A 15,029-nucleotide genomic window follows, 5' to 3' on the forward strand; every position below is an offset into this window, starting at 1 on the left:
GTATGGAAAAGAAAGCCATAGCAGATTATAAGAAAAGATTTGATGATATCAGGCATGAACAAAATGATGTAGAGTTTTGGTATGCTCGTGAGTTAATGGAGCTTCTTGATTATGTTCAGTGGAGGAACTTTGAGAAAACTATAGAAAAAGCAAAAATCTCATGTGAAAACAATGGGATAGCCGTATCAGATCATTTTGCTGACGTCAGCAAAATGATAAAGATCGGTAAGGGTGGTAATCGAGAAGTTGATGACTATATGCTTACCCGATATGCCTGTTATCTTATTGCAGAAAACGGAGATCCGCGAAAAGAGCAAATAGCGTTTGCTCAGAGCTATTTTGCTGTGCAGACAAGAAAACAGGAACTTATTGAAGAAAGAATTGCCTACATAGAAAGAACGGAGGCTCGTGGTAAGCTTCGTGAATCGGAAAAGCGGCTGTCTCAGAATATCTATGAGCGAGGAGTGGACGATGCCGGTTTCGCAAGAATACGTTCTAAAGGTGATCAAGCTTTATTCGGAGGGTTTACTACCAAAGAAATGAAAGAACGGCTGGGCGTTAAGGATTCACGACCGCTTGCCGATTTCTTGCCAACGCTTACTATAGAATCAAAGATGAGTAACAGAAATAATATTGAAACGAGAGTCTGCAGGTGTTGGGAGAAATCCCGATGCCGGCAGGCTTTTTTGTTTACGAAAAAAATTTTGACTATTATAATAAACATGACATATAGTTGTCGTGTTGACTTTGATAAGATACATATGGAGCGTGAGAGAAATGAAGATAGACAGGCTGATCGGGATACTGTCCGTGTTGCTGCAGGAAGAGAAAACTACGGCACCTGAGCTGGCAGAGAGATTTGAGGTTTCGAAAAGAACAATAAATCGTGACATCGAGGATCTGTGCAAGGCAGGTATTCCTATCCGTACATCACAAGGTACAGGTGGTGGTATCAGTATTATGGACGGATATCGGATGGACAGGACTATCCTGACATCAAAGGATATGCAGATGATCCTTGCTGGACTGCGGAGTCTGGACAGCGTGAGCGGAAGCAGTTACTACGGACAGCTGATGGAGAAGATTCAGGCGGGATCCTCTGAGTTCATCACCGGCAGGGATTCCATTCTGATCGATCTGTCATCATGGTACAGGGATTCGCTTGCCCCGAAGATAGAAACCATACAGGATGCGATCGGATTAAAGAAGACCATTAGGTTTAAGTATTATTCTCCCGGCGGGGACACGGAAAGGGAGATTGAGCCATATTATCTGATCTTCAAATGGACAAGCTGGTATGTCTACGGTTACTGTCTCTTGAGAAACGATTTCAGACTATTTAAGCTGAATCGCATGGATAGTATCACGCATGTTGCATCCTATGAAGGGAATCGTGAGGTTCCGATGCCGGATCTGTCAAGCGAGAAAGTATTTCCTGCGAAGAACCGGGTGAAAGCATTGTTTGATCCATCGATGAAATGGCAGCTTGTGGAAGAATATGGCGTGGATTCCTTTACGGAACAAGATGACGGAAGCCTATTGTTTGAACATGAATATGCAGATGATGAGGGATTACTTTCATGGATTCTTTCATGCAGGGATAAGGTGACTGTCCTGGAACCGGAGCGGATCAGGGAAAAGCTCTATCAGATCACCTCTGAAATAGCCAAAAGATATGAAGGAGAACGGGAATGAAAAATAAAGCGTTTGCCGGATTTATTGAGGAAAACGGGATAGAAGAGTTTTATATTACCGGAGCCGATGCAACAGGCTGTGTTAAATCAACAAGCTATAATCTGGCAAAAGCCGGATATAAGGTATGTTTGATATCCGATTGTGTAACGAGTTATGATCTGAAAAAGCTGGATGAAATGTTTGCGTATTATGCGGATAAAGGCTGCGAGGTATTGATACTTGAAGAGTGCATGATGGAAAAGGAGGCTTGATGTTATGAGGTTGGACGGTTTTGAAAAGATGACAAGCCGCCGATGAGTATGTAAAGGGGTTGAATGGTCATTCCGAGATCGCTCTTTATGTTGATACCTTTGATGAGGTTGATGCTGCATTCAAGAATGCGATAGAGAATGGTGCCACACCAGTCTTTGAGCCGGAACTTGAACCGTGGGGACAGAGAACCTGCTATATTGCTGATCCGGAAGGGAATCTGATTGAGATCGGTTCATGGAATAAGCCTTTTGAAGAGAAGGATGAGGGGAGGTAGAACATGGAGTACATCAGGGTAACAAAGGATAATCTGGAAAAAGAACACATCTGTTGTGCGATTTCCAACAACAATGATGTGCAGGTATCTTCTAAGAAAGCTTGGCTTGCGGATAGGTTTGATGAAGGACTTGTTTTCTTGAAGAGTGTGGAGCGCGGCAAGTGCTTCATCGAATATATCCCTGCAGAAAATGCGTGGGTTCCGATTGAGGCAGACGGGTATATGTATATCGACTGTCTGTGGGTGTCCGGATCCTTCAAAGGGCATGGATACTCGTCAGATCTGTTAAAGACCTGCATAGAGGATAGTAAGGAAAAGGGGAAGAAAGGGTTGTGTATTTTATGTGCCGCAAAGAAAAAGCCGTTTCTGGCTGATCCAAAATTTCTGAAGTACAAAGGCTTTACCGTTGCGGATGAAGCGGATAACGGTATTCAACTCTGGTATTTGCCGTTTGACAAGAAGGCGGACATACCACGATTCAAAGAATGTGCCGGTCATCCGCATATAGAAGAGAAGGGTTATGTTTTGTATTACACGAGCCAATGTCCTTTTAATGCGAAGTATGTACCTGTCTTGGAGCAGACGGCTAAAGAGAATAGTATCCCGTTCCGGGCAATCCATATAGAAAGCAAGGACGAAGCACAAAATGCCCCGACTCCGGTCACGAATTATGCTTTGTTTCACGATGGTGAATATATTACAAATGAGCAGATGAACGATAAGAAGTTCCTAAAGCTGGTCAAAGGATAGGTAGAGTTATAAAGAACTTGAGGAACCATAAATATGAAAGTGATTGTTGAGACTGATAGATTGTTTTTGCGTCAGATGAATGAGGATGATTTTGACGCCTTGTATCTGGTCCTTGCAGATACGGAGATTATGCAGCATTATCCATACATCTTTGATGAAAAGAAAGTCAGGGAATGGATAGAACGAAACATGAATCGGTATAAAGAGACCGGTTTCGGACTGTGGGCTGTCTGCCTTAAGAAGACCGGGGAAATGATAGGCGACTGCGGACTTACATTACAGAATATAGACGGTGAAATACTTCCGGAGATAGGATATCATATTCGTCGCGATTGTCAGCATAAAGGCTATGCAAAGGAAGCAGCGAAAGGCGTGATGGACTGGGCGTTTATAAATACGGATTATCCGGCATTGTATTCTTGCTGTAAGTATACAAATGAAGCGTCCATAAGAACTGCCGAATCGGTAGGGATGAGATTTGAACGTGAATATCCCGATGAAGCGAATGGAACAACACATGTGTCGGTAATTTACAGGTAGAAAAACTCATTGCATAAGAAGAGCAATTTGAAGGTTAACAGTACAATGATTCAAAAAACTAAAAAATGTTGCGATAACTTGCATAATTCATTCACATCCCGTATTCTTAACCAAAAATGTTTGACTGATTCAATAACGGAATTTTTACCCACAGGAAACAACAGGTGAGACTGTCGTGAAATTTGTCAGGGCAGATACAAAAACAGAGCTCACCTCGTAACGGTAGGATCAACCCCTGAATCTGTTAGATAAAACAAAATATTATCGCGGTCGGACGCTTAACTTACAGAATTCACTGTAGGTTAAGTGCCTTTTTAATTACAGTGAAGTGGTCATAATATAATCACCGAATATGCCGAACTAATATACATATGGTGGTAATAAATATGAAAAAAATAATGGACAGAAAGAGATCTGCTCGTGTATTTGCCGGTGCACTGGTGGCGGCTCTTTTATGCCTGCTTTTAAGTATTGTTAAGACACAGTCGTACAACAGTATCATACATAACGATATTTATATGTGCTCAGAGCTCGGTATGACAGATGGCAGTAAAAATAGAGACAGGGACGTTTCGGTTACTGCTGTTCCTCGAAACAGTACGTGGACGAAGGCATTTGACCTATACAATGAGGGAATCACAGAACATAATTATCAGGCTTATACTTATGATGTCACTGTAATGAACAATACCGGAGATGAAATATCTGACTTCGCTATGAAGCTGGTTTTTTCCAAAGAAGCTTTTCTTGCTTCGGCATGGAATGGTGCGCTGGAAGTTCACCAGCACGTTGACGGAAAAGAAATCGTTGATACTGTGGCTGATATGCGTGAGTTTGTCAAAGAGGATCATATATTTGATACTGTTACTTTTGATGGCGAGACATTTCTTTACATGAAGCCCGGAGACTATATAGTTTATATTCCAAGCAGCAGCATGAATGCCATGGAAATGCCGATAAAGCCTTTTGAAGGAACCACACCCGGTTTTATCATGTACATTGCTATAGGTGAATCTCTTAATGATTCAACATTGGAAATACGATATAGATTTCATAGGATGCTGACAAGTGAACCGCTGTTTTGGATAGCTATAGCCGGAATGGTAATATGGTTAATATCTTTGGGGAACTATGCATTTATTACGGCAGAGATCAAAAAATATAATGAGCGACATGAACGTGACAATAAGATAATCAATGAATCAATAGAGACATTTACCGGATTTATCGACGCCAAGGATCCCTACACAAACGGTCATTCCAAGAGAGTTGCGGGATATACAAAACTCATAGCAGAGGAGATGGGATTTGAGGGAGAGGAACTGGACAGGATTTATTATGTTGCCCTTCTTCATGATTGCGGTAAGATCGGAGTGCCGGACAGTATTCTCAGAAAACCGGGCAGACTTACGGATGAAGAATTTGAAATAATAAAAGCTCATACTGTAAACGGAGGTTCCATACTCAGCAGTTTCAAGAGCCTGGAAAATGCAGGAGAGGGTGCGATGTATCATCATGAGCGTTATGATGGAAAGGGATACCCTGAGGGAAGAACCGGTGAGAAGATCCCTCTTATCGCACGTATAATATGTGTTGCGGATTCTTTTGATGCGATGAATACTAATCGTGTATACAGACATAGACTCACAAAGGAACGAATCATCAGCGAGATAGAAAACAACAAGGGACGGCAGTTTGATCCTGATATAGCGGATATCATGCTGAGACTTCTCAGTGAGAATAAGATAGTTATAGATGAAAATTAACCCCGGACTCGCGGAGTATGAAGAGTTCGATTTATATTGTCAGCAAAAGCGTAGGTTTTCGTAAAAACAGAACAATGCAGTAATCGAAAAAGGCAGGAAATATGATCACTGATGAGATAATTGAAGAGTTATATAAAAAGCAGGATATAAAGTACAGAGATTTTCAGGCAAAACTCATACCCACGATAGAAGCTGATACTGTGATAGGCGTGAGGACCCCGGAGCTCAGAAAATATGCAAAGGAGTTGTTGAAAAGAGAAGATGTTTCGGCTTTTCTGGGAGAGCTCCCACATAAGCATTTTGATGAGAATCAGCTGCATGCTTTTATTCTGTCCGGGATGAAGAACTATGATAAGTGTCTTAGAGAAGTGGAACGATTTCTGCCATATGTAGACAATTGGGCAACCTGTGATCAGATGTCACCAAAAGTCTTTAAGAAGCATAGACCGGAACTGTTGGATGATATCAAAAGATGGATTCATTCAGGAGAAACCTATACAGTAAGATTTGGAGTCGGTATGATGATGGAACATTTTCTGGATGAGGATTTTTCTCCGGAGTATCCGGACTGGATAGCTGAGCTCAGGTCAGAAGAATACTATGTAAATATGATGATTGCCTGGTACTTTGCTACAGCATTGGCCAAGCAGTATGAAACTATCGTTCCGTACATTGAAGAAAAACGTCTGGATGTCTGGACTCACAACAAGACAATTCAGAAAGCCGTGGAGAGTTACAGGATATCAGATGAACAGAAGGAGTATCTGAAGAGCCTAAAGATAAAATAATGGTGAGCTGTATATTATATATGTATACGTGGGCGGCAGAAATTAGCGGCAGGCACTTTTGATACTGAATTTCAGGATAAACATATAGGTGTTTAACGCATGATATTGTGTCAGGAAGGGATGGTGCGCAGTCTTGAAAAGAGCTGATACTCAAAAGCAAGTATATACGTTTTTTATCTCTGTCTTAATATCACTGTGTCTCGTTACAGGGGTATTTGCCGGAACGGAAGATGTTTCAAGGGATACCCTTAATGTTGGGGTGCCTGTGGACCGGTGTCCTATGTTTTATCTTGATGATGAGGGCAGGATAACCGGCATAGGGGCGGATATGATGCGGGCGGTTTCGGAAGAAGCAGGTTATGATGTTAATTTTAAACGCATAAATGAAGTGACACTTAAGGAGGCGTTGGATAACGAAGAGTATGATGTTGTTATGCCGTTCGGAAGTGCCATTTCAAGTGCAGCGGGTTATGAAACCATTGTTTCGGAAAATCTGTTACAGACTCCTTTTACACTTGTAAAGGGAGGAGACAGAAATCTTTCTTCGATAAACGAACTTAAAGTCGGAATGTTAAAATCCCTTGGCGGTGCTGCAGAGACTGTAAAGCAGATTTTCCCGGGGATGGAAATAGTATTTTACGCCAACATGGATGATTCCGTTAAAGCACTTCGTGTCGGAGAGGTGGATGCTCTTCTGAACAATTCCTATGTATGGAGCTATGTGCTTCAAAAACCGGCCTATGGAGACCTTTCGGTTCAGCCTTCCAATATGTTTTCGATGGATTTTCGTGTGGGTTCTTTGGATACACCAAAAGGTCATGAAATAATAGAACGTCTGAATACCGGAATAGCGGCAGTACCCGATACGCATCTTCAGGCCATAGTTCTCGATCATACTTCGAGGAAACTTTATAAATATGATTTCTATGACTATCTGTATCAGTACAGATTGTTTCTGATTTTTGGTGTAATGCTTTTCACGGCACTCATCATCATAACAACCATGCGAATGAGAGTCATGAGACTTGAACAGGAAGAAAAAGTGCGTCAGCTCATAGACAGGGATCCGCTTACGGGAGTTCTGAGTCTCAATGGCTTCAGAAAGCGTGTTGAGGAGTTGCTTCGTGAACATCCGGATGTGCCATATCTTATTTCATATAACAATATAAAGAATTTCAAATATATAAATGACAGTCTCGGTATGACGGCCGGTGACGATCTGCTCAGATTCTGGGCGCAGAAGTCCATGGAGGTTATGACGGATGAAGATGCCATTGGAAGAATAGAGGGAGACCACTTTGTGGTTCTGAGAAAAGCCGGTAGCGATGAAAAAATGCTTCGTGATGAAATCGACGTGTTTGAGCCGGTCAGGAACTATTTTATTGAAAAAGGAAAGGGAAACAAAGTACAGATTTGCAGTGGCGTCTATGTTCTGACTCCAAGAGATCATCAGAATATCGATGTAGATCATATGATTGACTTTGCAAGGGTTGCAGAGAAAAGAGTCAGAGACAATAAGAAAGAGGGATATGAGTTCTACAATCCTGAGCAGTGGGAGAGAGGAAAGAAAAGCGCTCATATCATTGCACATCTTCCTGTTGCCATTAAAGATGAAGAAATACAGGTATGGTATCAGCCGCAAGTGAACTATGAGACGGGAAAGATAACAGGAGCAGAGGCTTTGTGCAGATGGAATCATTCCAGGCTCGGATGGTTACGTCCGGTGGAATTCATTCCTGCTTTGGAAGATGCAGGTCTGATATATGATCTTGACTGCTATGTATGGGAAAGAGTGTGTAAGGATCTCAAGAAGTGGAAGGATCAGGGTAAATACCGTTCTGTATCCGTAAATCTTGCAAGATGTGATATCAGCGAAGAGAGAAATATTTCGGGACACTTTTATGATCTCATAAAGAAATATGATCTTGAACCGGACCAGCTTCATATTGAGATTACCGAAACTGCCTATACAGAGGAACCCGAGCTTCTCAAAAAAACGACCGAAAAACTCAGAGAATTTGGTTTTCATGTGGAAATGGATGATTTCGGAAGCGGATATTCTTCACTTTCTATGCTGAAAGAAGTTCCGATGGATCGTATAAAGTTGGATTTCCGTTTTCTTACGGGGGCAGGTGACCCTGAAAAAGGTCGTATCATAGTGAGCAATATTATAAAGATGGTTCATTCTCTTGGGATGGATATAATTGCAGAGGGTGTAGAGAAAATAACACAGGCCGATTATTTGAAGGCACAAGGATGCATTGAGATGCAGGGCTACTATTTCTATAAACCTATGCCGGTTTCGGAATTTGAAGAATTGAATAACAGGATAGAGGCGGAGTAGTCGGAAGGAGCGTCACAGGATGGTTCAATGCTGTTTTATATAAGATAAGGTGAGAACCGCAATTGTTTTGAACATTGAAATAGTCAAAAAATATGTTAAAATAACTATATATTCAATCCGAAGAGAGCAGAGAGTCGGGCAATATTCACAAATATTGCTCGACTTATTCATTTTACTGCAGGTATTAGGTCTCCGGAGTACCAAGGTGAACGTATATTTCTTTTTTGTGCAGTATATTTCACACCAAGGTGTGCGTAAATGATTATCAGTAGGTGGAAATTGCTTTTGAAACGTATGTGATAATCTGTCACAGAGAATCGGGAAAGCGGGTGTTTCAGTATGTCAGCAGTTTGGTATGAAAAGTTGGGAATAGAACCGGTGGCGGTGGTGATCATCGCTCTTTCGTTGATGCTTGCCACGGGTTTTCTCATGACACGTATCACCAAAAGGCTTAAACTGCCAAATGTAACGGCATTTATCGTTGGTGGTATTTTGATAGGACCATATGTATTGAACCTTGTTCCTGACCGCATTCTAAAGGGAACGGCTTTTCTTCCGGATATTGCGCTTGCGTTTATAGCATTCAGTACCGGAGAATTTTTTGAAATCGAAAAGCTTAGAAAAAACGGCAACAAGGTGGTGGTCATTACCATCATGGAATCAGTCCTGGCTGCCGTTTTTATATTTATTCTGACCTTTTTTATACTGAGACTTCAACTCGCATTTTCGGTTGTTCTTGCAGCTCTCGCTACAGCTACGGCTCCGGCTTCCACTATCATGACCATCAGACAGACAGGAGCAAAGGGAGACTTTGTTGAAACACTTCTTCAGGTTGTGGCTCTTGATGATGTGGTGGGTCTGGTGCTCTACAGCGTAGCCATATCTGTTGCGGTGGCAGCGTTGTCCGGCGGAAGTTTTCAGGTTTCAAGTGTGCTTTTTCCTGTGATGCAGAATCTTGCCATGCTGGTTCTGGGAGCAGTATTTGGACTCCTGATGAAGCTTAACATTGCGAACAGGCAGAAATCGGATAACCGACTGATCATAGCGCTTGCGTTGCTCTTCAGTTACTGCGGCATTTGTGCGGCAGCGGGGATTTCACCACTTCTGGGATGCATGATGATGGGTACGGTATATATCAATACCTCAGGAGACAGTTTGCTGTTCAGGCAGCTAAACTACTTTAGCCCGCCTATACTTTTACTTTTCTTTGTGCGTTCGGGAGTATCATTTGATCTCGGAGCATTGACGGGTTCCTTCGGAGCCATAGGAAGTGCGCCGCTTATACTGATAGGCGTTCTTTATTTCTTTGTGAGAATCATAGGAAAGTATGCCGGGGCATTTGCAGGGTGTCAGATAGTTGGAAAGGACAGAAAGGTCAGAGACTTTCTGGGACTGGCCCTTATCCCACAGGCCGGAGTTGCCATAGGACTTGCCGCCCTCGGTGCCAGAACCCTTGGAGGAGAGATGGGTAATGCTCTCGAAACCATCATTCTATCGTCAAGCGTTCTGTATGAGCTTATAGGTCCCGGATGTGCCAAACTGTCACTTTATCTTTCCGGATCTTATTCCAATGAACTGGAGAAGATGGTGGAAGTATCCGAGACTACAGAGGACGGAGCACCAAAGACTGAGGTGGAACTTCTCATAGAACGAATCCGGAAGATTCAGGAGGAACTGCCTGATCATGACGAGAATGAAAAGGCCTATAATGACGCTGCGGAGGAGTTTGAGAGTCTGTACCGGAATATCTACAATCAGAGAGGAAAGAGGAAATTGCTATGAGTCCAAATGATTTTATTAATACCTGGGGAACCGTTCGCGATCCTATAGCAGAGATACTTGGACCATGGTCTGAGGGACTTACTACCGGTTCCATTCTTTTCAGGATAATGTTGTCGATCCTGTTCTCATCCGTCATAGGATGGGAGCGTTCCAGTAAAAGACATTCTGCGGGACTCAGAACATTTATACTTGTCTCACTGGCATCCACTCTGGTTATCATGGTGGATCAGTATATATCGTATTTCAGAAACGGCGGTGGATTCGTACTTTCTGCGGCAGCCATCATAGCAGTTGCAATCATAAGTATTAATTCAATGTTTTACAGTTCCAGAAACCAGATAAAGGGACTGACAACTTCTGTAGGACTTTGGGCGTCCTGTATAGTCGGATTGTCTTTGGGAATAGGGTTTTACACCACCACATTTATAAGTTTTCTTGCACTATTGGGAACACTTTCCTGGTTTCCTGTACTTGAAACATACCTTAAGGATCGTTCCAATCATTTTGAAGTGCATCTCGAACTGAAGAACAGTGTATATCTTCAGGATTTTGTATCAACCATAAGAAGACTGGGATTAAGCATTGATGAAATAGAACTTAATCCGGCATATGCGGGTTCGGGACTCAGTGTATATTCCATAGCCATATCCATATCAAGTGATGAGCTTAAAAAGTATAAGACTCATGCCGAGATCATAGAGGCACTCCGTTCCCTGGATTATATCTATCACATTGAAGAGATGCAGAGATGAGGCGGGGATGAATTTTGATTCAATCAGATTTATCCGGAAAGAAAACACCAAAAGAGCTGTATGGTTATTTCCGTACAGTTCTTTTATATGCTAAAGACTATGGATATTTTGCTTATGGATAGAATGATTCTATCAATCTAATCCGGTTTTTTGTATTGTACAATTCGAAAAGTTTGCGTGTACAATTTCGACAATGTACTTGAGATATTAGAAAAACTAATTGTGAACAATATAACATTTGTTCACAATCACATCAAAATGTGCTTAAATCTTATATAAGAACACTAAAAAAAAGTCAAAAATGCATCCATCTTTCGTGATTATAAACACAAAACAAGGATGCACAAAAGGAGTCCCAATTCTTTGTATAGCATAATTCAGAGAGAGGATACTCCTAAAGTAAGGAGGTAACACCATGAGTAGATTGAGCATTGTAACACAAAACAATGCGCAGAAAACGGTGGAGGAGCTCTATAAGGATCTGGAGCGAAGGATCACAGCGAGTCAGCCCGGACTTTGTCCGGTGGATCTGGCTGCTTCTTTTTTGCACCTCTGCCATGCACAGTCTTGTGGCAAATGCGTTCCGTGTCGTGTGGGACTTGGTCAGCTTGAACTTCTTATCGAGTCGGTCCTTGACGGCACAGCCACTATGGAAACATTGAATGTTATAGAGCAGACAGCAGAAAGCATTTACTATTCTGCTGACTGTGCCATAGGTTCGGAAGCTGCCCGTATGGTCTTAAAGGGAATCAGAGGCTTCCGTGATGATTATGAAGAGCATGTACTTCACGGTCGCTGCTCCGGACATCAGGATCAGCCTGTACCTTGTGTTGCTCAGTGTCCTGCGCATGTTGATATTCCGGGATATATCTCCCTTATCCATGAAGGTCGATACAACGATGCTGTTGCACTTATCAGAAAGGATAATCCGCTTCCGGCAGTATGCGGTATGATTTGTGAGCATCCATGTGAGGTTCGATGCAGAAGAACCATGGTGGATGATCCTATCAATATCCGTGGACTCAAGAAGTATGCGGTTGAGCATGAGGACGAGTTCAGAATCGGTGAGAAGCAGCCGGCTACGGGAAAGAAAGTTGCCGTTATAGGCGGCGGCCCTGCAGGGTTAAGTGCGGCATATTATCTGTCGCTGATGGGTCATGAGGTAACTGTATATGAGCAGAGAAAGAAAGCCGGAGGAATGCTTCGCTATGGTATCCCTGCCTACAGACTTCCGAGAGAAGCTCTTGATGCAGAGATTGAGTGCCTGAAGAAGAGCGGATTCGAGCTGCGTACCGATGTAAGCATTGGTAAAGACATTTCCATAGCTGATCTGAGAGAACAGTATGATGCGATGTTTGTTGCAATTGGTGCCCATACAGACAAAAAGATCGGTATCGAGGGAGAGGATGCAAAGGGTGTCATCTCTGCCGTTGAGATGCTGAGAGCTATCGGTGATGATGAGTATCCGGATTTCACAGGACTGGATATCACAGTTGTCGGCGGTGGTAATGTTGCCATGGACGTTGCACGATCTGCCATCAGATGTAACGCAAAATCTGTCAAGATCCTTTACAGAAGAAGGGTTAAGGATATGACCGCGCTTCCTGAGGAAGTAGAAGGCGCTATCGCAGACGGATGTGAACTTGTTGAGCTCAATGCTCCCCTTCGTGTTGAGAAGAAGGAAGATGGCAGTGTTGCTGCTATCTGGGTACAGCCTCAGATTGTTGGTCCTATAAGTGGCGGAAGACCTAAGCCTGTAGCAGCGGATACATCGGAGGTTCGTATTGCCTGTGACAGAGTACTGGTTGCTATAGGACAGGGTATAGATTCCCGTAAGTTCGGTGAGTATGGTATGCCTGTAGAGCGTGGACAGATTCAGGCTTTCGATACCAGTGGAATACGTGATGCAGAGGGAATCTTCGCAGGTGGAGACTGTGTCACAGGTCCTGCAACGGTTATCCGTGCCATTGCAGCAGGAAAGGTTGCGGCGGCCAATATCGATGAGTATCTCGGATACTTCCATGAGATCAAGATGGATATAGATCTTCCTCCTGTAAGATTTGATGATCATAAGCCGTGTGGAAGAGTAAACATGAAGGAGCGCTCACCTGAAGAGAGAAAGCATGATTTCAAACTGATGGAGTGCGGTATGTCAGACGAAGAGGCATGTCAGGAGTCCGGCAGATGTTTACATTGTGACCACTTTGGATACGGAGTTTTCAAGGGAGGCAGAGAAGCAAAATGGTAAATGTTACTATAGATGGAATAAAAGTTCAGGTTCCTGAAAAAACAACTATACTGGATGCTGCCTCCAAAGCCGGAGTTCACATCCCTACCCTGTGTTTCATGAAGGAACTTAATGAGATCGGCGCCTGCCGCATCTGTGTAGTTGAGGTAGAGGGCTATGAGAGACTGTTTACAGCCTGCAACAATTCGGTTGCCGAGGGAATGGTCATCCATACAAATTCAAAGAAGGCGAGAGATGCGAGAAAGGTTAATGTCAAGCTTATCCTTTCGCAGCACAACACCAACTGCGCAGTCTGTGTAAGAAGCGGTAACTGTACACTTCAGAAGGTGGCCAATGACCTTAATATCCACAGTCTTCCGTATAAGAAGCAGTTACCGGAGAATAAGGGAAGTGTAAAGTTTCCTCTGATCCGGGATTATGATAAGTGTATCAAGTGCATGCGTTGTATACAGGTGTGTGACAAGGTACAGAATACAAATATCTGGGATGTGGTTAATACAGGTTCAAGAGTTACGGTTGATGTAACCGGAGTTTATAACCTTGAGGATTCCCAGTGTGCACTTTGCGGTCAGTGCATTACACACTGTCCTGTGGGGGCTCTTCGCGAGCGTGACGACGTCGACCGTGTAATTGAGGCAATAGAAGATCCTGATAAGATAACGGTAGTTCAGATCGCACCGTCTATCAGAGCCGCATGGGGAGAACCTTTCGGGCTTGATGCTGAGTTTGCCACAGTAAAGAGACTTGCTGCAGCTTTGAGAAGAGTCGGCTTTGATTATGTATTTGATACTAACTTTACAGCTGACCTGACTATCATGGAGGAAGGATCTGAGTTCCTTGAGAAGCTTCAGCATCCTGAAAAGAACAGGTTCCCGATGTTCACATCATGCTGTCCGGGTTGGGTAAGATATGTCAAGGCTCACTACCCCGAGTTTGTAGACAATCTTTCCAGCGCCAAGTCACCGCAGCAGATGTTCGGTGCAGTGACCAAGAGCTATTACGCGGAAATACTGAATGTTGATCCGTCTAAGATATTCTGCGTATCCATCATGCCTTGCCTTGCAAAGAAGGCAGAGTGTGCTTATCCGTCAATGGTGGATGCTCAGGGCAATCCTGAAGTTGACTGTTCGCTTACAACACGTGAGATGAATCGTCTCATCCGTTCCGACCAGATCATGGTGAAGGAACTTCCTGAGGAAGAACTGGATATGCCGCTAGGCATAGGCTCAGGTGCCGGCAATATTTTCGGTGCCACAGGCGGTGTTATGGAAGCAGCGCTTAGAAGCGCATACTTCCTTGTTAACGGAAAGAATCCTGATGCAGATGCATTCAAGGCAGTAAGAGGAATGGACGGCTGGAAGGAAGCTGAGTTCGAACTGGCGGGAAAGACCCTGAAAGTTGCTGTCACCAATGGTCTCGGTAATGCAAACAAGCTTCTCACATATCTGAAGCAGGGGCGAGTTCACTATGATTTCGTTGAAGTTATGGCATGCCCCGGCGGATGTGTCGGCGGCGGCGGACAGCCCATACATGACGGAGTTGAGATGGCTCCGGAGAGAGCGCCGATCCTATATTCGCAGGATGCGAATATGGACCTCAGATTCTCTCATGAGAATCCTTCCATAAAGAAGATTTACGAGGATTATTTAGGAAAGCCGCTTTCAGAAAAGGCACATCAACTTCTGCATACCGATCATCACGCATGGAAGATGCCGGGTGAAGATTAAAACATTAAATCTCTTTTGATACTGTGATTCATTCTTTAAAACAGTTATCAAAAGAGATTTTTGTTTGTGCATCATTCTATATTGGGAAAAAATGTTTATATAAAGAAGAAA

The 15,029-nt window shown here is 43.2% G+C and carries 13 protein-coding genes; all 13 read left to right on the top strand.

Going from position 1 to position 15,029, the window contains the following annotated elements:
* The first annotated feature begins 2 nt into the window (after positions 1-2).
* Complete coding sequence (gene dinD / locus BM294_RS02445; protein ID WP_242944395.1) at positions 3-845, top strand: DNA damage-inducible protein D; 843 nt, start codon at positions 3-5, stop codon at positions 843-845.
* Positions 778-1,695 carry a helix-turn-helix transcriptional regulator gene (locus BM294_RS02450; RefSeq protein ID WP_091204519.1) on the top strand — a complete coding sequence of 306 codons (918 nt, stop codon included), beginning with the start codon at positions 778-780 and terminating at the stop codon, positions 1,693-1,695. Before dinD ends, BM294_RS02450 begins: the two co-directional genes overlap by 68 nt.
* Complete coding sequence (locus BM294_RS02455) at positions 1,692-1,946, top strand: isochorismatase family protein (RefSeq protein ID WP_091204521.1); 255 nt, start codon at positions 1,692-1,694, stop codon at positions 1,944-1,946. Before BM294_RS02450 ends, BM294_RS02455 begins: the two co-directional genes overlap by 4 nt.
* A gap of 59 nt (positions 1,947-2,005) precedes the next feature.
* Positions 2,006-2,221, top strand: coding sequence for a VOC family protein (locus BM294_RS02460; RefSeq protein WP_330389759.1), 216 nt, complete (start codon positions 2,006-2,008; stop codon positions 2,219-2,221).
* 3 nt (positions 2,222-2,224) lie between these two features.
* A complete protein-coding gene (locus BM294_RS02465; RefSeq protein WP_091204522.1) occupies positions 2,225-2,971 on the top strand; it encodes an N-acetyltransferase in 747 nt (248 codons plus the stop codon).
* Positions 2,972-3,004: 33 nt separating this feature from the next.
* Positions 3,005-3,511, top strand: coding sequence for a GNAT family N-acetyltransferase (locus BM294_RS02470; RefSeq protein ID WP_330389760.1), 507 nt, complete (start codon positions 3,005-3,007; stop codon positions 3,509-3,511).
* Positions 3,512-3,897: 386 nt separating this feature from the next.
* A complete protein-coding gene (locus BM294_RS02475) occupies positions 3,898-5,277 on the top strand; it encodes an HD-GYP domain-containing protein (protein WP_175494434.1) in 1,380 nt (459 codons plus the stop codon).
* A gap of 101 nt (positions 5,278-5,378) precedes the next feature.
* The gene (locus BM294_RS02480) at positions 5,379-6,065 is read left to right on the top strand and encodes a DNA alkylation repair protein (RefSeq protein WP_091204526.1); all 687 of its coding nucleotides are present in this window, start codon (positions 5,379-5,381) and stop codon (positions 6,063-6,065) included.
* Positions 6,066-6,198: 133 nt separating this feature from the next.
* Positions 6,199-8,409, top strand: a complete 2,211-nt coding sequence (locus BM294_RS02485; RefSeq protein WP_091204527.1) for an EAL domain-containing protein — start codon at positions 6,199-6,201, stop codon at positions 8,407-8,409.
* 339 nt (positions 8,410-8,748) lie between these two features.
* Positions 8,749-10,191: a cation:proton antiporter gene (locus tag BM294_RS02490; RefSeq protein WP_091204529.1), complete on the top strand. Its 1,443-nt coding sequence runs from the start codon at positions 8,749-8,751 to the stop codon at positions 10,189-10,191.
* Complete coding sequence (locus tag BM294_RS02495) at positions 10,188-10,943, top strand: MgtC/SapB family protein (protein ID WP_091204530.1); 756 nt, start codon at positions 10,188-10,190, stop codon at positions 10,941-10,943. Before BM294_RS02490 ends, BM294_RS02495 begins: the two co-directional genes overlap by 4 nt.
* 415 nt (positions 10,944-11,358) lie before the next feature.
* Complete coding sequence (locus tag BM294_RS02500) at positions 11,359-13,191, top strand: NAD(P)-binding protein (protein WP_091204532.1); 1,833 nt, start codon at positions 11,359-11,361, stop codon at positions 13,189-13,191.
* Positions 13,185-14,918 (top strand): NADH-dependent [FeFe] hydrogenase, group A6, encoded by a 1,734-nt coding sequence (locus BM294_RS02505; protein WP_091204534.1) that lies wholly within the window; start codon positions 13,185-13,187, stop codon positions 14,916-14,918. The genes BM294_RS02500 and BM294_RS02505 overlap by 7 nt, the downstream gene beginning before the upstream one ends.
* The last annotated feature ends 111 nt before the right edge of the window (positions 14,919-15,029 follow it).

The organism is Oribacterium sp. WCC10, assembly GCF_900113415.1.
GTDB lineage: Bacteria > Bacillota > Clostridia > Lachnospirales > Lachnospiraceae > Oribacterium.